The sequence below is a fragment of the Trinickia diaoshuihuensis genome (assembly GCF_003390925.1).
Classification (GTDB): domain Bacteria; phylum Pseudomonadota; class Gammaproteobacteria; order Burkholderiales; family Burkholderiaceae; genus Trinickia; species Trinickia diaoshuihuensis.
The window spans coordinates 124,143-142,791 of sequence record NZ_QUBS01000086.1; the positions used below are offsets into that span (position 1 = coordinate 124,143).

14 protein-coding genes, 2 pseudogenes and 1 riboswitch are annotated in these 18,649 nt (G+C 65.5%); of the genes and pseudogenes, 8 read left to right on the forward strand and 8 right to left on the reverse strand.

Annotated elements, in window-relative coordinates:
• Window positions 1–142 precede the first annotated feature (142 nt).
• From DXT59_RS24390 to DXT59_RS24400, 3 genes are read left to right on the forward strand one after another with little or no spacing between them, the layout of a single operon-like run.
• Window positions 143–1,144 (forward strand): CobD/CbiB family cobalamin biosynthesis protein, encoded by a 1,002-nt coding sequence (locus tag DXT59_RS24390; RefSeq protein WP_116140042.1) that lies wholly within the window; start codon window positions 143–145, stop codon window positions 1,142–1,144.
• A 9-nt stretch (window positions 1,145–1,153) separates the two neighbouring features.
• On the forward strand, window positions 1,154–2,212 hold the full coding sequence (gene cobD, locus DXT59_RS24395; protein WP_116140044.1) for a threonine-phosphate decarboxylase CobD: 1,059 nt from the start codon (window positions 1,154–1,156) through the stop codon (window positions 2,210–2,212).
• Window positions 2,212–2,451 (forward strand): DUF1289 domain-containing protein, encoded by a 240-nt coding sequence (locus DXT59_RS24400; protein WP_116140046.1) that lies wholly within the window; start codon window positions 2,212–2,214, stop codon window positions 2,449–2,451. The genes cobD and DXT59_RS24400 overlap by 1 nt, the downstream gene beginning before the upstream one ends.
• A 17-nt stretch (window positions 2,452–2,468) precedes the next feature.
• Here the strand turns inward: DXT59_RS24400 and DXT59_RS24405 are convergent, their stop codons facing one another.
• The 4 genes and pseudogenes from DXT59_RS24405 to cobA form a co-directional block, all read right to left on the reverse strand.
• Window positions 2,469–3,767: a cobyrinic acid a,c-diamide synthase CobB gene (locus tag DXT59_RS24405; protein WP_116140048.1), complete on the reverse strand. Its 1,299-nt coding sequence runs from the start codon at window positions 3,765–3,767 to the stop codon at window positions 2,469–2,471.
• A gap of 2 nt (window positions 3,768–3,769) precedes the next feature.
• Entirely contained in the window at window positions 3,770–4,372 is a 603-nt protein-coding gene (cobO, locus tag DXT59_RS24410) for a cob(I)yrinic acid a,c-diamide adenosyltransferase (protein WP_116140050.1), read from the reverse strand.
• A 7-nt stretch (window positions 4,373–4,379) separates the two neighbouring features.
• Complete coding sequence (locus DXT59_RS31515; protein ID WP_420823426.1) at window positions 4,380–4,853, reverse strand: cobalamin biosynthesis protein; 474 nt, start codon at window positions 4,851–4,853, stop codon at window positions 4,380–4,382.
• Window positions 4,827–5,534, reverse strand: a pseudogene (cobA, locus tag DXT59_RS31520) (uroporphyrinogen-III C-methyltransferase); the annotation flags it as partial. The pseudogene cobA and the gene DXT59_RS31515, both read right to left, overlap by 27 nt.
• A gap of 210 nt (window positions 5,535–5,744) precedes the next feature.
• A riboswitch (cobalamin riboswitch) is annotated at window positions 5,745–6,011 on the forward strand.
• A gap of 68 nt (window positions 6,012–6,079) precedes the next feature.
• On the opposite strand from cobA, the gene cobW reads away from it, so the two are divergent.
• The 4 genes from cobW to DXT59_RS24435 all read left to right on the forward strand — a co-directional run bounded on the left by cobW (window position 6,080) and on the right by DXT59_RS24435 (window position 12,769).
• Complete coding sequence (cobW, locus tag DXT59_RS24420) at window positions 6,080–7,147, forward strand: cobalamin biosynthesis protein CobW (RefSeq protein ID WP_275895789.1); 1,068 nt, start codon at window positions 6,080–6,082, stop codon at window positions 7,145–7,147.
• A 23-nt stretch (window positions 7,148–7,170) separates the two neighbouring features.
• Window positions 7,171–11,004, forward strand: coding sequence for a cobaltochelatase subunit CobN (gene cobN, locus DXT59_RS24425; RefSeq protein WP_116140056.1), 3,834 nt, complete (start codon window positions 7,171–7,173; stop codon window positions 11,002–11,004).
• Window positions 11,001–12,092, forward strand: coding sequence for a magnesium chelatase ATPase subunit I (locus DXT59_RS24430; RefSeq protein ID WP_116140058.1), 1,092 nt, complete (start codon window positions 11,001–11,003; stop codon window positions 12,090–12,092). The genes cobN and DXT59_RS24430 overlap by 4 nt, the downstream gene beginning before the upstream one ends.
• 125 nt (window positions 12,093–12,217) lie before the next feature.
• Window positions 12,218–12,769, forward strand: coding sequence for a vWA domain-containing protein (locus DXT59_RS24435; protein ID WP_116140117.1), 552 nt, complete (start codon window positions 12,218–12,220; stop codon window positions 12,767–12,769).
• Between the two features lie 17 nt (window positions 12,770–12,786).
• On the opposite strand, the gene cobJ is transcribed toward DXT59_RS24435, so the two are convergent.
• The 4 genes and pseudogenes from cobJ to cobG all read right to left on the reverse strand — a co-directional run.
• Window positions 12,787–14,496, reverse strand: coding sequence for a precorrin-3B C(17)-methyltransferase (gene cobJ / locus DXT59_RS24440; protein ID WP_116140060.1), 1,710 nt, complete (start codon window positions 14,494–14,496; stop codon window positions 12,787–12,789).
• Window positions 14,484–15,218 carry a precorrin-2 C(20)-methyltransferase gene (locus DXT59_RS24445; protein ID WP_116140062.1) on the reverse strand — a complete coding sequence of 245 codons (735 nt, stop codon included), beginning with the start codon at window positions 15,216–15,218 and terminating at the stop codon, window positions 14,484–14,486. The genes cobJ and DXT59_RS24445 overlap by 13 nt, the downstream gene beginning before the upstream one ends.
• A complete protein-coding gene (locus DXT59_RS31275; protein WP_240324659.1) occupies window positions 15,215–15,841 on the reverse strand; it encodes a precorrin-8X methylmutase in 627 nt (208 codons plus the stop codon). The genes DXT59_RS24445 and DXT59_RS31275 overlap by 4 nt, the downstream gene beginning before the upstream one ends.
• A gap of 147 nt (window positions 15,842–15,988) precedes the next feature.
• Window positions 15,989–17,245: pseudogene (gene cobG, locus DXT59_RS31280) on the reverse strand (precorrin-3B synthase); the annotation flags it as partial.
• Between the two features lie 168 nt (window positions 17,246–17,413).
• Between cobG and cbiE the strand changes: the two are divergent.
• Window positions 17,414–18,649, forward strand: coding sequence for a precorrin-6y C5,15-methyltransferase (decarboxylating) subunit CbiE (cbiE, locus tag DXT59_RS24455; protein WP_116140066.1), 1,236 nt, complete (start codon window positions 17,414–17,416; stop codon window positions 18,647–18,649).

Consider the following 18,649-nt stretch of genomic DNA (forward strand, 5'->3'; position numbering starts at 1 on the left):
TTTCATACGGCAAAGAACCCGTGCATTGCGCGGGGGACGTATTATGTCACCCGCCGAGCGGCTTGCCGCGCGAGCGCTGTAAATGACCGCTTTGAATGAGCACTTGCCGACGGCTCCGCCAGATCGCTTTCATGAACATCGAATGATTGGACTTTCCGCCCCGGTTACCTGTGCGCTCTGTTTTGCCGGCGTGACGATGGACGCGCTATTGGGCGAGCCCTCGCGCGCGCATCCGCTCGTCGCGTTCGGCAAGTGGGCCGCGCGGATCGAAAGGGCAATGAACCCCGATCGCCGTGCCGCGCATGGTGCCGGCAACGACAACGACCTAGTCGACGCACCGGCATCGCTCCCTTGGCGAGCCCGCGTTGCCGGACTTGCGGCTTGGCTGCTGGCCGTGGTTCCGCCGGTCGCCGTGCTGGCCATACTCACGCGGGTGCTGCCGACGGCCGTGACGTGGCCGATCCATGTCGTTGCGCTGTGGTTCGCGTTGGGTGCGCGCAGCCTCGTCGATCACATCGCGCCGGTCGAGCCGGCCTTGCGCGCGGGCGATCTTCCGCTGGCGCGCGCCTTGACTTCGCGCGTCGTGACCCGCGATCTCTCCCAGGCCGACGAGTCGGCCGTGGCGAAAGCCGCGATCGAGTCGGCGCTGGAGAACGGCAACGACGCCATCTTCGGCGCGCTTTTTTGGTTCGTCGTCGCGGGTGGCGCCGGAGCGCTTGCGTTCCGCCTCGTCAACACGCTCGATGCGATGTGGGGCTACCGCACGCCTCGTATGCGCTACTTCGGTTGGACGGCCGCGCGCCTCGACGACGCGGCGAACTACGTGCCCGCGCGCCTGACGGCGCTCACGTACGCTTTATGCGGCAACGCGAGACAGGCGCTCGCATGTTGGCGCGCACAAGCACCGGCTTGGGATAGCCCGAACGCGGGCCCTGTGATGGCGAGCGGCGCGGGCAGTCTCGACGTGGCTTGCGGCGGGGCCGCCTGGTACCACGGCGCGCTCGAGCCGCGGCCCGTGCTCGGGTGCGGGCAGACGCCCCGAGCCGCCGACATCGGGCGGGCGCTGTCGCTCGTGAAGCGCTCGATCGGGCTCTGGCTCGCGGCCATGGCTGTGTCGGCTGCTGCCGTCGCAATCCTCTACTAACGACAGTCCATGCTTTCTTTATCGCATCCTCGCCCCGTGCCGCACGGCGGCAATCTTGGAGAAGCCGCGGCCCGATATGGCATTCCTCGCGAGGAGTGGATCGACCTATCGACCGGCATCAACCCGCAGGGATATCCTGTTCCGCCCATCGATCCGCAAGCATGGATCCGGCTTCCCGACGACCACGACGACTTGGAGGCGATCGCGGCCGAGCACTACGGTGCTGCCCGAGCGCTGGCGGTAGCGGGGACGCAAGCCGCCATTCGCATGTTGCCGGGGGTGTTGCCGAAAGGGCGAGTGGGCGTGGGGCTATTGACGTATGGCGAGTACGCACCCGCATTCGAGCGTGCCGGTTTTCCCGTGTCGCGGTTCGTCACACCGGAGCTTGCGGACATAGGCCAAGCCGGCTCGTTCGTGCTCGATCCCGCGCGCCCGTTGCCCGCCGACTTGAAGCATCTGATCCTCGTGAACCCCAACAATCCCGGCGCCGAGCGATTTGACGCGCAACAGGTCATGGCGTGGTGCGAGGCGCTTGCCGCGCGCGGCGGGACGTTGGTCGTCGACGAAGCCTTTATCGAATCGATGCCGGATCTCAGTGTGGCGCGTTTCGCGAATCGGGAGGGATTGATCGTGCTGCGCTCGATCGGGAAATTCTATGGGCTGGCCGGCGCGCGCGCCGGTTTCGTGCTGGCCGGCGCGCGTATCGATGAAGCTATGCGCGCGGCGCGCGGTCCTTGGAGCGTATCGGGTCCCGCGCGCGTGGTGGTTCGCGCCGCGTTACTCGATACCGAATGGCAAGCGCAAACCAGGAATACCTTGATCGCCAGCGCCGAGCGCCTCGCGGGTCTGCTTCGGCGGCATCATGCGGCAGTGGCGAGTACGCCGCTCTTTTCCTGGGTGAAAACGGCGCGGGCGCAAAGTTGGCAGGACGGTCTCGCTCGTAGAGGCATATGGGTGCGCCGGTTCGATGTCGTACCGGGGATCAGGCTCGGTCTTCCCGCGGACGAACCGGCATGGGTGCGCTTGGAAGGCGCGTTGAAGTCGGTTCAGTCCGAGGTGCAGGGTTAATGCAAAACGAAGAAGTCGGCAATCGAAACCAAGATCTTGCGGATGCGATCGCAGCCGCGCGCGTACTGACGCCTGTCGGTTCGCCTTGTATCGACGTCTGCCGCCTAAATCAGGTTAGCGGCTATTGCGAAGGGTGCCTGCGTACGCGCGCCGAAATCAAGGCGTGGAAATCGTCGAGCGATGAAGACAAGCTGGCGATGCTCGAGCGGTTGGCGGTGAGGAATCGCGAGCGCGGATAGTTCGGGGCAAACATTCATTAAAACGCGCCACCCTTGAACAACGCCGCGGCAAACCCCGGATTCGACGGCCAATACCCGTGCATATACGTGGCGACGATCGAGCCCATCCGATACATGGGCTCGCCTACGGCGTCGCTCTGCGGCCGAAACGCGTGCCGCTCCGGCGTCATATCGGTCGTCATGCTCGAGTAATGAAACGTATGTCCCGTCATGACGCCGTATTTCGAATTTAGCGCCTGCATGCCGAGGCCTCGAAGCCGTTCGTGCATCGTCGCCTGCCCCGGCAGCAAGCCGACCATCGGCGTGCGGTCGCCGTTTGCATCGGTCAGGCTTTCGAGCAGATAGAGCATGCCGCCGCATTCGGCCACGATCGGCTTACCGGCTGCGGCATGTGCGCGAATCGACGCCGCGGCCCGAGTGCCCGCGGCCAGCGTCGCCGCATGCAGCTCGGGATAGCCGCCGGGCAGGAAGAGCGCGTCCGCTCCGTCGGGAACGGGTTCGTTCGCCAGCGGCGAAAAATACGCGACCTGTGCGCCGAGCGTTTCGAGCAGACCGATATTGGCCGGAAAGATAAATGAAAACGCGGCGTCGCGGGCGATTGCGATGCGCATCCCGTCGAGCGACTTCGGCACTGCGAGCGGTGCTTGCGGTTCAAAGAAGACGGGCGGCGGCAACTGCGCGAGCGCCGTATCGGCCAAGGCCCGAGCGGTCAATTCGATACGCGCGTCGAGTTCGTCGATCTCGCCCGCTTGATGCAGGCCCAAATGACGTTCGGGCAGGGCTATCCGATCCGAGCGGCACAGATGCCCAAGCCAACGAATATCGCGCGGCACGCTTTCCTCGAGCATTTGCGCGTGACGCGGCGACCCGACGTGATTGGCGAGTACCCCATGGATCGTCACGTCGTCCCGGAAATGCGCCAAGCCGAATGAGAGCGCGCCGAACGTTTGCGCCATCGCCTGCGCCGAAATCACGGCCGCGACGGGTACGCCGAAGCGTGCCGCGAGATCGGCGCTACTAGGCTTGCCGTCGAAGAGCCCCATGACTCCCTCGATCAGAATCAAATCGGCCTCTTCGGCGGCCTCGGCCAGCAGCCGGCTGCACGCCGCTTCCCCGACCATCCATAGGTCGAGCGATTGCACGGGCGCGCCGCTCGCGCGTTCCAAGATCATCGGGTCGAGAAAATCGGGCCCCGTCTTGAACACGCGCACGATTCGCCCGAGCCGGCGGTGCAATTGCGCAAGGCCCGCGGTCACCGTCGTCTTGCCTTGTCCCGACGCGGGGCCGCCGATCAAGAGGGCAGGGCATGACGGCACGGTCAGAACTCCACGCCGCGTTGCGCCTTGACGCCTTGCTCGCGATACGGATGCTTGACGAGGCGCATTTCGGTGACGAGATCGGCCGCTTCGATGAGCGCATCGGGCGCATGACGGCCCGTCACGACGATATGCTGCATGGGCCCACGAGCCGTCAGCACGCCGAGGACTTCGTCGAGCGGCAGGTATTCGTACTTGAGGACGGTATTCAGTTCGTCGAGGATCACCATGCGGTAGTCGCCGCTCTCGATCATCGCCACCGCTTGATCCCAGCCTTTACGTGCCGTGGCGATGTCGGCGTCGCGGTTCTGTGTGTTCCAGGTATAGCCGTCGCCCATCGTGACGAAGTCGCATTTCGCATGCGCGCCTAGAAAATCGCGCTCCGACGTATGCAGCGCACCTTTGATGAACTGCACGACGCCGACGCGCTCGTCATGCCCGAGCATGCGCACGGCCATGCCGAACGCGGCCGTACTCTTGCCTTTGCCGTTGCCCGTATGCACGATCAGCAAGCCTTTCTCGAGCGTGGCGGATGCCTGCTTTTTCTCATGCCCTTCGCGGCGCCGCTGCGTCATGCGCAGATGCGATTCGTTGTCCGTCTTCATGGTGTCCCTATTCGTTATGCGCGTTATGCGGCCGTTCCCGCGTGTTCGCTTTCTCTGGACCGGCGACCGCGACCGTCACCCCGTCCAGCGCTTGTTTTTTGCGCATCAGCGTACCGTTTTTCGCCGCCAGCAGGGCACATGGTTCGCATACGCCGTCCACGCCGAGATGGGCATGAACGTGCGACGACCTCGGCAACGATGGGTTCAAGTCGAAGCAGGCTCGAATGTCGGCCGCCGAAAACGTGACCAGCGGTATCCGGTGGCGGTCGCAAAAGGCCACGAGGGCCGGTTCGCCGGCCTTCGCGTCGAGCGTGGCGACGCATGAGACGTCGGCCAGTGTACTCGGTGCCAACGTCGTGCAAAGGGCTGCTTCGATCTGATCCACCGTCACGCCGCGGCGAAACCCGAGGCCGACCGTCAACGATTTCTCGCTCGTCGGCGCTTCGCCCGTTCGGGCCAGCGCGGCGACGCGGCCAATCACGAGAATCGCGGGCGACCCGAGTCCCGCTTCGCGCACCTGCGCGGCAAGCCGGCCCAAGGAAGTCAGGACCTCGCGCTGCGCCGGCAACGTGGCCGATTCGATCGCCGCGCAAGGCGTCTGGGCTGACATACCGGCCTGCAGCAGGGCGGCGGCGATATCGTCCACTCGACGAATGCCCATGTAGACGACCAGCGTCAAGCCGGTAGCCGCCAAGGCCCGCCAGTCGGGCTCTTGGCCGTCGGCTCCGTGGCCCGTGACGAAAACGGCGCCTTGCGCCATCGAGCGGTGCGTGATCGGAATTCCAAGCGAGGCGGGCGCGGCGATGCCGGCCGTCACGCCGCTGATCACTTCGACTTCGATGCCGGCGGAGCGCAACGCCGCCAGTTCCTCGCCGCCGCGGCCGAATACGAACGGATCGCCGCCTTTCAGGCGCGCCACGCTGCGGCCGGCTCGCAGATGCGCGAGCATCGCAGCGATGATCTCGTCCTGTGGGGTCGAGGGACTGCCTCCTCGTTTGCCGACATGAACGATCCGTGCGTCGGCACGGGCCATATCGAGGATGTCAGGGTTGACCAGATCGTCCACGAGCACGACATCGGCCAGTGCGAGCACGCGCATGGCCTTGACGGTCATCAGTTCGGCGTCGCCGGGCCCCGCCCCGATCAGCCACGCTCGGCTCACTGCCGCCTCCTTGTAACGGAAAGCGCGCTAACCGTGCGCGAGGGCCTTGCCGCGCCGTGTTTCCGACGGCACGTGAGTAAGGCGCACAGGGCCCCGAGGCGAGGTTGCATCTTGACGAAAGGCGGCAGACTGGGGGAAACGAAGATACCACAGGCCCCGCGGCGCGCGATGCCGCCGGCCGGTTTCCTTGACGGCTCCGTCTCACATACCTACACTCGCGACTAATCTGGTGCTCGCGCATGCGTTCGAACATGCGCAGTTAAACGGGAAACAGCGGTTGGGCACGATCCGTGTCGTGACAACCTGCCTGTGCTGCCCCCGCAACGGTAAGCGAACGTATCGCGCCTCGTGCGATACACGCCCGGCTTCGACACATGCAGCCCCATGCATGTGCTAGACCACTGCGCCCTCGCGGGCGCGGGAAGGTGAAGCGGTGCGATCGCCAGCCCGGATACCGGCCGGAGAAGAAGACAGCGTGCTGCGGGAAGGCGGCGTTCTGTCGGCCCATCAGCGCTCAATCACCTTTGTCCACCATGTCGACCACCATGCGCAAAATCCCCGTGACCGTCATCACGGGTTTTCTCGGCAGCGGTAAAACCACGCTGCTGCGTCACATTCTGTCTCAAGCGAACGGCTTGCGCGTTGCCGTCATCGTCAATGAATTCGGCGAACTGGGGATCGACGGCGAGATTCTCAAAGGCTGCGGCATCGGATGCGATGAAACTGGACAAGAGCGCGAAGGCCAACTGTACGAACTCGCGAACGGCTGTTTGTGCTGCACCGTGCAAGAGGAATTCTTCCCGGTCATGGAAGCGCTCGTCGAGCGCCGTTCGACGATCGATCACGTCTTGATCGAGACGTCGGGGCTCGCGCTTCCCAAGCCGCTCGTGCAAGCGTTCAATTGGCCGTCGATCCGCAACAGCTTCACGGTCGATGCCGTCGTGACGGTGGTTGACGGACCCGCCGCGGCCAGCGGGCAGTTCGCCGACGATCCGAACGCCGTGGACGCGCAACGCAAGAGCGACCCGAATCTCGACCACGAATCGCCGTTGCATGAGCTATTCGAGGATCAACTGAGCGCGGCCGATCTCGTCATCCTGAACAAGACCGATCTAATGGATGAAGCGGCGCAAGCGGCCGCGTCGAAACTGATCCGCGAAGATATTCCCGCTCACGTCAAGATCGTGCCGGCCAGCAACGGCAGGCTCGATCTATCGGTGTTGCTGGGCTTGAACGCCGCTTCGGAAACGACGATCGACGCGCGGCCCGATCACCACGGCTCGGCCGACGATCCCGATCATCATCACGACGAGTTCGATTCCGTCGTCGTCTCGGGGGCGCCGGCCTCGCGTGACGGCGCGATCGCCGCGCTCAAGCGCCTCGTCGCCAATCATACGATCTATCGGGCGAAGGGATTCGCTGCGCTGCCTGGCGCGGCGATGCGGCTCGTCATCCAGGGCGTGGGCGAACGATTCGACAGCTATTTCGACCGCCGTTGGCGCGACGACGAACCGCGTGCGAGCAAGTTCGTACTGATCGGCGAAGACTTGGATGCAGCGCGGCTGCAGCGCGACTTCGATGAAGCGCTCGCCGCGGCGAGCGCCGTCGCCTGACCGGTTTCGCCGGGGATCCTGAGATGCATTTGCTGCGAACGGTTCCGGGTGGCTTCGTCGACGACACGGCGGGCGTCGTTCGCATCGATCAGCGCCCCGGCGATATCGTCGTGCTTAGTTCGGCCGATACGACGCTGTCGCTGCTGGCCGGCGTGATCGAGCGATTGGGCGAGGGTTTTCCGAGCCTGCGGCTGACCAACGTCACGTATTTGCGTCAACCGGCCTCCGTCGATTTTTATGTCGACGATGTCCTGCAGCATGCGCGGGTCGTCGTCATCGATCACTTGGGCGGCGAGGCCTATTGGCCCTACGGGATCGAACGCGTCGTCCAATTGGCGAGGCGCAAGGGCCAGACGCTCGTCATGTTCTCGGGCGATTTGCAGGAAGATCCGAACTTGATCGCGCAGAGCACGGCGAGCCCCGAATTTTGTACGCGCTTGTGGCGTTATTTGCGCGAAGGCGGCCCGGCCAATGCCGAGGCGTTTTTATGCGCCATCGCCTGGCACGCGCTCGGTTGGGGCGAGGAGCCGCCGTTGCCGGTCCCCGTTCCGAACGCAACGCTCTATCACCCGGAACGCGACCGGCCGGCGATTTCCGATTGGCAAGCGCGGTGGTCCGCCGGCGCGCCCGTCGTCGCGATTCTCTTTTATCGCGCGCATTTGCAGGCATCGAATACGGCCGTGTTCGATGCGCTGATCGACGCGTTGGAAGCACGCGGCCTCAATCCGCTACCGATCGCGATTACCTCGCTCAAGGATGCGGTCAGCCACGCGCTGGTGACCGAGCTGTGCCGCGAGCACGAGGTGGGGCTCGTCCTCAACACGACGGCGTTCGCGGCTTCGACGCCCGAAGACGGTCAATGGCCCGTGTTCGGCATCGACGCCCCGGTCTTGCAAGTCATCCTCAGCGGCGGCAATCGCGACGATTGGCTCAAGGACAATCAGGGGCTCAACTCGCGCGATATCGCGATGCATATCGCGCTGCCCGAGGTGGACGGCCGCATCATTACGCGGGCGATCAGCTTCAAAGGCCTCGCGTACCGCTGCCCGCATACCGAAGTAGACGTGGTTCGCTATCAGCCCGATGCGGAGCGCGTCTCGTACGTTGCCGAACTCGCGCGCCGCTGGTGCCGGCTGCGCACCGCGCCGAACGAAGAAAAACGGCTCGCGTTGGTGCTCGCGAATTATCCCGTCAGCGAGGGGCGCATCGGCAACGGCGTGGGGCTCGATACGCCGGCATCGGTCGTCGAAATCTTGACGTCGCTGCGAGACGAGGGCTATCGTCTCGACGCCTTGCCGAGCGACGGTCAAGCGTTGATGGCGCGTCTGACGCAAGGCGTCACGAACGACCCCGCCGTACGCGACCTGCGCCCGGCCTTGCAAAGCTATTCGCTCGACGATTACCGCGCGGCGTTCGCGGCGTTGCCGGCGGCTGTGCAAGACGCGCTTTGCGACCGCTGGGGGCCGCCCGAGCGCGATCCGACCGTGCGCCAGGGGCGCTTCATGATCTCCGGATGGCGGTGCGGGCGTGTTTTCGTCGGCATTCAACCCTCGCGCTCGCGCGTGGCGGGCGACTACGCGAGCTATCACGATGCCGACCTCGTTCCCCCGCACGCGTATCTGGCGTTCTACTTCTGGCTGCGTCACGTTTTCAACATCGACGCGCTCGTTCACGTGGGCAAGCACGGCAGCCTGGAATGGCTGCCCGGCAAAAGCGTCGCGCTGAGCGATAGCTGCTGGCCCGATCTGACGCTCGGCCCGATCCCGCATCTTTATCCGTTCATCGTCAACGATCCCGGCGAAGGGAGCCAAGCGAAGCGGCGCGCGCACGCGGTCATCATCGACCATTTGATGCCTCCGCTCACGCGCGCCGAATCGTATGGGCCGTTGCAGGACCTGGAGCGGCAGGTGGACGAGTATTACGAAGCATTGATGGTCGATGCGCGTCGAGCGAAGCTGCTGCGCGGCACGATCCTGGACACGATCGTCAAGCATCGTCTGCATGAAGAGCTCAGTATCGCCAAGCCGGCCGGGCAGGACGAAGAAGACGCTTTACTGACACGCGTCGATGCATGGCTGTGCGAATTAAAGGAAGCTCAGATTCGCGATGGTCTGCACATTTTCGGCCGTTCGCCGGCGGGGCGCGAGCGGCGCGACACGCTGCTCGCGCTCGCGCGCTTTCCCGTGGGGGACGGGCGAGGGAAAAACGCCGGCTTGATCGACGCGCTCGCCAAGGACCTACAGATCGATCATCTGTTCGATCCGTTGACGGCGGAGTGGTCCACTGCCTGGGGCGGGCCGCGTCCCGCGCTACTCGAACGTGTGAGCGAGACCCCATGGCGTCACAACGGGGATACGCGCGAACGGCTTGAACTGCTGGCCCAGCAACTGCTCGACGCACGGATGCGTATCGCCCTGGGTGACGGCAGCGTGAGCGTGGTACGCGATCACGCTCATGGCTTGCCGATTGACACTCTCCCGCTGACGAGCCTCGTGCTCGATCGCATCCGGGACGATCTGTTGCCGCGGCTTGCCGCCTGCGGGCCCGAGGAACTGCGGCATCTGAAGCGCGGACTCGAGGGTCGTTTCGTGCCGCCCGGGCCGAGCGGGTCGCCCTCGCGCGGCCGGCCCGACGTCTTGCCGACGGGACGAAACTTCTACTCCGTCGATACGCGTTCGATTCCGACACAGGCGGCTTGGGCTTTGGGTCTCAAATCGGCCCGCCAGTTGCTCGAGCGTCATCTGCAGGAGCATGGCGATTATCCGCGTGCGATCGGCCTGTCGATTTGGGGAACGGCCACCATGCGCACGGGGGGCGACGATATCGCCCAAGCGATGGCGTTGCTCGGAGTACGGCCGAAATGGGCGCCCGGCAGCCACCGCGTGACCGATTTCGAAATCCTCCCGGCCGGTGTGCTCGAACGGCCCCGTATCGATGTCACGTTGCGCGTGTCGGGATTTTTCCGCGATGCGTTTCCGAACGTCATGCATCTATTCGATGCGGCCGTGCAAGCCGTCGCGGAACTCGACGACGAGCCCGAGGAAGTCAATCCGATTCGTGCGCGCGTGCTGCGTGAACGCGATGCGTGGATCGCGCGCGGTCTCGACGAGAAGCAGGCCCGCAAACGCGCGGGCTGGCGCGTATTCAGCTCGAGACCGGGCACGTACGGTGCCGGGCTCCAGCAGATGATCGACACGAAAGCGTGGGATACCGACGAGGATTTAGCCGACGCGTATCGCGCTTTCGGCGGATACGCCTATGCATCGGCGAGCGCGGGCGACGAGGCGCACGGCGCATTTGCCACGCGGCTGGCCAGCATCGACGTCGTCTTGCAAAATCAGGACAACCGCGAACACGATCTACTCGATTCGAACGACTACTACCAGTTCCAAGGCGGCATGGCGGCGGCCGTGCGGCATTTCTCCGGGCAGCAGCCGCAGCTTTACCATGCCGATCACAGCCACCCCGATGCGCCGCGCGTGCGGCCGCTCACCGAGGAAATCGCCCGCGTGATTCGCTCGCGCGTCGTCAATCCGAAGTGGCTGGACGGCGTAAAACGGCATGGATACAAGGGAGCGGCCGAGATCGCCGCCACGGTGGATTATCTGTACGGCTATGACGCAACGGCGCGCGTGATCTCGGATCATCAGTACGCCCTCGTGACCGATGCCTACCTGAACGATGCCGATACGCGCGGCTTCATGGAGCAACACAACCCACATGCGCTGCATTCGATTTGCGAGCGTTTGCTCGAAGCGATCGAACGCGGTTTGTGGCAAGAACCCGGCGCATACCGGGCGCAGATTGAACAACACCTGCTGGACAGCGAGCAGCGAATCGAACAGAGGTCATCGTGAACCGATCGAATGCCCCCGCCGCCGGCGCGGTGCCGCCGCCTTTTCCATTGAGCGCGCTGGTCGGTCAAGACGCGCTGCGCGACGCATTGCTGCTCGTGGCGGTCGATCCGTCGATCGGCGGCGTGCTCGTGAGCGGGCCGCGCGGCACGGCTAAATCGACGGCGGCGCGCTCGTTGGCGGAATTGCTGCCGGACGGCGGGTTCGTCACGTTGCCGCTCGGCGCGAGCGAAGATCGCGTGGTCGGCACGCTCGACCTTGCGGAAGCCCTGCGAGGAGGCGAGGTCAAATTCTCGCCGGGTCTGCTGGCGCGCGCGAACGGAGGCGTGCTTTACGTCGACGAAGTAAACCTGCTGCCCGATGCGCTGGTCGATGTCGTGCTCGATGCGGCGGCCAGCGGCATCAACTTGATCGAGCGCGACGGCATCTCGCATAGCCATGCCGCTCGCTTCGTGCTGATCGGTACGATGAATCCAGAGGAAGGCGAGTTGCGTCCCCAGTTGCTCGATCGGTTCGGGTTGATGGTGCAACTCGAGAATTGCTTCGACGCCGACGTCAGACAGCGCATCGTCAAGGTTCGAATGGCTTTCGATGCGGATCCCAATGCGCTGCGCGAATCGTATGCGCAAGCGCAGCACCGGTTGGCGCAGCGGATTCGAGAGGCGAGGGCCGCGCTGCCCGCGTTGCCGTTCGCGGACGACGTTCACCACGCGATCAGCACGCGCTGTATCGAGGCGGCCGTGGACGGCCTGCGCGCCGATCTCGTCATGCTACGCGCGGCGCGGGCGTGGGCCGCGCTCGATTCGGCGCCGGTCGTCACGAGCGAGCATGTTGGCCACGTCGCGGAGTTCGTGCTTCGGCACCGTAGGCGCGAACGCGCCGATGCGGGCGGTAACGGCTCTACCCGGGCCACCCCTCCGGCACATCACGCAGCGCTAAACGATGAACGGCAGGCGGCCGCGGACGCCTCGCCCGCGAACGATGGGGGGAATCGCGACGACGCGGACTCGGACTGGGGTTACTTACCGCCCCAGCCCACCGGGCTCGCGAACGTCAAAGACGTGATACCGCTCTCGGCAAAAAAACGCTGAGCCATCGGAAGGGCGCCTCCGCTGATACGCTCAGCGGGTTTCGATGGCCGCGCGGCGCTGACGGTGTGACGGGGCGTCATATTTCGACGAGCCCAGCGCCTCGCATTGCCTGGGCGGCTTCGTTGATGCAAAAAGGTGCCGGGCCATTGCAACGGCATCATTTGCGGTATGTCCGCCGCGAACCGGCGAGCCCCGCACTGCATTGCTTCTTGCTCGATTGCTCCGCATCGATGCTGCGCGGCGAGCGTCTTGCCATGGCGAAGGGGCTAGTGCTTGCATGTTTCGACCAAGCCGCGATGCAACGCTCGCAAGCCGCGCTGATTTGCTTCGGCGGCGGCCGGGCCGACCTTCGGTTCGGGCCGGCAATACCGCGTTGGTGGAACGAACGCTGGATCGAGGCGATCGGTGGCGGCGGCGGGACGTCGTTTTCGATCGGCGTGGCGGCCGCTGAAAAACTGCTGTCTCGCACGCGACGGCAGCGTCCGGGCATGGAATGCGTGCTCTGGGTATTCGGCGACGGCCGCAGCCGCGACCGGCCGGCCAAACCCGATGCGGCCGATCGCATCGTCATCGTCGATTGCGAGCAAGGCGATCTTGCGCTAGGGCGATGCGTGTCGCTCGCGCGCGAGTGGGGTGCCGATTACGTTCCAGCGAGAGAGATGGCCCTTCGCGCGTAGCGAATCGTCGGTTACGGTTAGCCCTCGTACCAGCGCGGCGTATAGACCCATTCGCCGTTCGGCCCGCCCGCTATGGTCCGGGTCGTGGACGAACCGACGATGACCATCGTCCGCATATCGACCTGTGTCGATTGCAGCGCACCGAGCGTGGTCGTCGTCAACGATTCGCCCGGACGGCCGATATCGCGGCCGAGTACGACGCAAGTGCCCGGGTCGCGGTGACCGCGCACGATCTCCAACGCGCGATCGAGTTGCCACGGGCGCGCGCGCGATATTGGGTTATAAAACGCCATCACGAGATCGGCCGCCGCCGCATGTTCCAATCGTTTCTCGATGATGCTCCACGGCTTCAGATTATCGGACAGAGACAGGATGCAAAAGTCATGGCCCAACGGTGCGCCGGCTTTCGCCGCCGTCGCCATCGCCGCCGAGACTCCCGGCACGATGCGCAAGTCCACCGCTCGCCAGCGCCCATCGCCGCCTGTGTCGAGCGCCTCGAAGACCGCCGACGCCATCGCGAATACGCCGGGGTCGCCCGACGATACGACCACCACTTGCCGACCTTCGCAGGCCAACTCGAACGCGTGGCGCGCGCGCTGCAATTCCTCGCGGTTGTCCGTGCAATGCAGGCGCTGTCCCGGCTTGAACGGACCGGCCATGTTCACGTAGGTCTCGTAACCGAGTACGTCGCTGGCTTCGTCCAGCGCCGCGCGGGCATCGGGCGCCATGAGCCCGGCGCAGCCCGGGCCGAGTCCGACGACGGTCAGCCGTCCTCTCGGGCGGCCGATGCGCTCGGCATCGACCGGTGCGGCAGCGATGCCCAATGCAACGTTTCGGTTTTCCGCGATGCGGACCTCGTGACCGACATCGAGCGACTGCGCCAGCAATCGTTCAGGCTCGACGGCATCGTCGGGTCCAAAGCGCAGCGCCACGCCCAAGGCACGAGCCGCCGCGTCGATCGCCGGATCCGCGCCTCGGCTCCGCGGCGCGAGCAAAACCGCGAGCGAACTTGGCGCAAGTCCTTGTTCCGCTAGCGCCGCCGTGACGATTTCAGCCGTCACCGCGCCGTCGCCGGAAACGGCCGCCACGATGCTGCGCGGATGAATGACGAGCTCGTCGCGCCGAGCGGCAGCGCTCGCCGGCGTGATGCGGATCGTGAGCCGGGCTCCATCGCCCTGCGCAATACGCGCCTCATCGAGCCAAGGCGCGTCGCCGTCGATGCGCACGCTTTCACCCGCTAGCAAGTCCGAGACGAAGTGCTTGCCTTGTTCGAGGTCCGCGAGAACATAGCCGTCGGGCGGATTGAGCAGGCACGTGCCGAAGCGCAGTTCACCGCTCGTCGTGATGGCCGGCGTCACACTCAAGGCCTGCGCGATCCGGCGCGCGAGAACGTTGACGCCCGCAAGGCCCCCAAGAAGCGGAACGACGGCGCTGCCATCCTCGGCCACGGCCAGCACCGGCGGCTCCGCGCCCTTGTTGGACAACATCGGCGCGATGCAGCGGATGACGATGCCGGCGGCGCACAGCGCAACGATCGGCGTGCCGCGCGCATACAGCGCTTGCAGGTGCTCGGTGAGCTGAACGAAACCGCGGTCCGCTTCGTCGCCTAGCCGCGATTGCAGCCCGTGCACGAGCGCGCCGGGGCATGCGGCCTGAATGCGTCGCGCGGTGCCGAGCGCGCTGCGCCCGAGTACGACGATGGCGGGCGGTGCGCTCAACCCTGCCATTTCGGCCCCGGCACGATGAGCAGCGAGAAATAGGGCGATGCCATCGGATCGACTTCCGCCAACGGCACGATTCGTTGATTGGCCATCGTCGCCCGCTCGATATAGCGAGCCCGCTCCGAAAGCCCGAGTTCATCGAGCACGCGCCGCACCTTATCGAAGTTGCGGCCAAGTTTCATGATGACGGCCGCGTCGGTGTCGGCGAGTTTGCGCTTGAGCTCGTCTTCGGTCATGACGCCGGACAGAATCGAGAGCGCCTGATTGCGATAAACGAGCGGCGTGCCGAGCACGGCGGCGCCGCCGAGCATCGAACAGACACCCGGGATGACCTCGACGGAAAAATCGGGGGCAAGCCGATCGTGCAGGTACATGTACGAGCCGTAAAACAGCGGATCGCCCTCGCAGACGACGGCCACGTCGCGCCCCGCATTGAGTTCGTCGCCGATCATCGCGGCCGCGGTGTCGTAGAAATCGGCGATGACCGACTCGTACGAGAGCGGCGGTTCGAGCGCCTCGGTCGTGACCGGGTAGACGAGCGGCAATCGCGTTTGCTGCTCGGACAGGTGCGTTTCGATGATGCTGAACGCGTTGCCTTTTTTCCCCTTGGCGACGAAATAGGCGACGACCGGCGAAGCCTTCAGCAAGCGCAGCGCTTTTAACGTCAGCAACTCGGGATCGCCGGGGCCGACGCCGATGCCATACAAGTGTCCACGCGGGTTCATCATTCCTTTTCCGATGCGAGTGCGTTGACCGCCGCTGCCGCCATGGCGCTGCCCCCCCGGCGCCCCTCGACGATGACGTAAGGCACGCCGCGGCTATCCGCGGCCAGCATGGCCTTCGATTCGGCCGCCCCGACGAATCCGACCGGAAAGCCGAGGATCAGGGCGGGCCGGGGCGCGCCGGCGTCCAACATTTCGAGCAAATAAAAGAGGGCTGTCGGCGCATTGCCGATGGCCACCACGCTACCTTCGAGCCAAGGCCGCCACAGTTCGAGCGCAGCCGCGGAGCGCGTATTGCCGATCTTTCGCGCGAGCTCGGGCAGGGCGGGATCGCCGAGCATGCATAGCACTTCGTTCGACGCGGGTAGCCGCGCCCGCGTGATACCGTCGGCCACCATGCGCGAATCGCAAAGAATCGGGGCACCGGCGGCCAAGGCGCGGCGGCCGGCCGTGCCGGCGCCCTCCGAAAAACGAATGGCTTGCACGATATCGACCATCCCGCATGCGTGAATCACGCGCACGGCGAGCTTTTCGAGGTCGGGGGGGATGGCGGACAGGTCGGCCTCGGCGCGTATGGTCGCGAACGATTGGTCGTAAATGGCTTGTCCGTCTCGGATGTATTCGATCATTGGAGTATGGGCTTGGGCCGATGCACGTAGCTGCCGCGCAGCCTCGTCGATAGTCAGCTCGGCGCCGATGCGTTCGCCGAACCGATGCGCTTCGGCGCCGGCCACCGATGAGTCCCGACGATACAGATCGTAGCGAGCGGGCGCCACGGCCAGCAAAGTGTAGGGCGCGCAGTGCGCGGCGGCACACGAGCGTGCGCATCCGCTGAGATGAACCTCGACACCGCCGGGCAGGCTTCCCGCTATTTGCAATGCGTCGGCTTTCGTATCGGAGAGACCCTTGGCGCATCCGGTCGAACCCGCGCAGGCGATCACGCGAGCCAGCGGATGGCGCGGATCCGATACGAGGCCGAGGCGAGACAACGCGTGCATCACCTGAGGAACGGCTTGCTCGGCGACGTTCGCTAGGATGACGCTTTGCCACGGCGTGAAGCGAAGCATGCCGTCGCCGTGAGCAAGCGCGAGTCGAGCCAGCGCCGCGAGCGTCGCCGTATCGATGCGGCCGAGCGGCGGCTGGCCGCCGAGATGCCATCGATCGGCCTCGCGCTGCGCATGCGCGCCGAAGCGCCGGGCACTATCGGCCGCGGCTCGGCGCCAGGCGCGGACATCGTCGTCGACCTGTAGATCGATCCCGGCGGCAGCGGCCGCTTGAACGAGCACCGCTTGTCCGTCGTGCGAGCGCAGCAAATCGCGCATCCGGTTCTCGTCAGGGCTGGCCCAATCGAGGAACGTATGCAAGAGCGCTCGCAGCAGAGGCGCCACCTCGCTTTGCTCGACCGCGGCCAATGCCTTGCCCGCCATCGGTGATGGCTGCCCGGCCAGACCGACGGCGAAGCGGGGCCCGCCGCTTTCAGCGCCTCGGCCGGCCATCGCCGCGAACCAGATGTCGTGCGGGTGATCGAGCGCCGCGAGCCGTTCGCCGCCGTCGAGCAGCACCGAGAACTTCGGCGATAGCTCGGCCGAGCGCGGGTCGTTTTGCAGAACGGAGAGGAGGGACTCGGCAAGCGCCGAGGTATCGCACAAGCTATCGATATCGAGTCCCGCCACGGGGCTTAGCAGTAGATTGCGCGCATCGTCCGCGACAGACGTTCGATGCGCCGCGCGGATGGGATCGTCCAGCGGATCGACGCGAACGCGCGGGCCGAGTCCCGCTTCGGCCAGCCGTTGGCTCAGCGCCGCTTCTTCCCCGGCTTTCACGCCGCGCACTTGTAGATTGGCGCGATTCGTCAGTTCGACGATACCCGCCGCGTGACGCTCGGCCGCTTCGGCCATCGCGAACGCCTGCGCCGCGTGCAGTTTGCCGCCGGGCAGTTTGATGCGGCACAGGCCGCCATCGCGTGCGGCGACGATCCGCGAGAGCGCGGGACAAGCCGAAGGCCGAAGAGAAGGAGACGGAGGGTAGCCCAAGGTTCAACGAAAGTCGCGGTGCGCGCTGCCGGTCAAGCTCACGCGCTCGTGGTTTGCGCGAACGATCAGCGCCGGCAAAGCGGGTATTATGCCCTGTTTGCAAGGGTACGAATACCGCGGGCAGGGCGCTAGGCGCGGTGATTGAGCCGATATGTGCGGCGAGGGGCGATGATGGTTTGGCTGACGGTCGTCGGCATCGGTGAAGACGGTTTTTTCGGATTGGGGCGCGCGGCGCGGCGAGCGCTGCTGGAGGCGGCCGTCGTGATGGGCGGAGAGCGTCATCTGGCGATGCTTCCCGCCCGCATTCGCGCGCGCCGCGAGGCATGGCCGAAGCCGTTCGACGTCGCGCATGTCGCGGCTTATCGCGGCACGCCCGTTTGCATCTTGGCCAGCGGCGACCCGATGCTGTTCGGCGTCGGCTCGACTCTCGCGCGCATTGTTTCTCCGGAGGAAATGCGCGTGATATCGGGGCCGTCCTCATTATCGTTGGCGGCCGCGCGCTTGGGTTGGCCGCTGCAGGAGGTATCCACCGTATCGTTGGTGGGACGGCCGCTGGCCTCGCTGAACGCCCACTTGCGCAACGGCGCGCGCGTTCTCGTTATGAGCGGAAACGGCGGCTCACCTGATGAGATTTCCACGCTTTTGAACGAGCGCGGATTCGGCGCGACGGCGATGAGCGTATTCGAACACCTGGGCGGCTTGCGCGAACGACGAATCGATGCGCAAGCGCGGACGTGGCACGACCAAATGGTCGCCGACTTGAATATCGTTGCGCTGACGTGCCGGGCCGAGACAGGCGACTCGTTGCCGTTGACGACCGGCTTACCCGATAACGCCTTCTTGAACGACGGCCAGTTGACGAAGCGCGACGTGCGCGCGATAACGCTCGCCCGCCTCGCGCCGGCACCGGGCGAATTGCTGTGGGATGTCGGCGCGGGGTGCGGGTCGATCGGTATCGAATGGATGCGTTCGCACCCAACATGTAGGGCGATCGCCATCGAATCGGACTCGCGCAGGCATGCGTTCATCGCACATAATCGGGACGCGCTGGGTGTTCCAGGTCTGCGTTTGGTCGAAGGGCGCGCGCCGGCGGCCTTGGCCGGGTTGCCCACGCCCGATGCGATTTTCATCGGCGGTGGAGTGACCGTTCCCGGCGTGCTTCAGGCGTGCTGGTCGAGCCTGCGTGAAGGCGGCCGGCTCGTGGCCAATGCCGTGACGCTGCAGGGAGAGGCTGCGTTGGTCGAATGGCGAAGCCGGTACGGGGGGACGCTGACGCGAATTGCAATCAGCGAAGCGCAACCGCTCGGCGGTTTCGACACGTGGCGGGGGGCCCTGCCGATCACGCTGCTCGATGTGACGAAGGCGGCTCGCATCGAAGAGGGCCGATCGGCCCAAGCGAGGTGA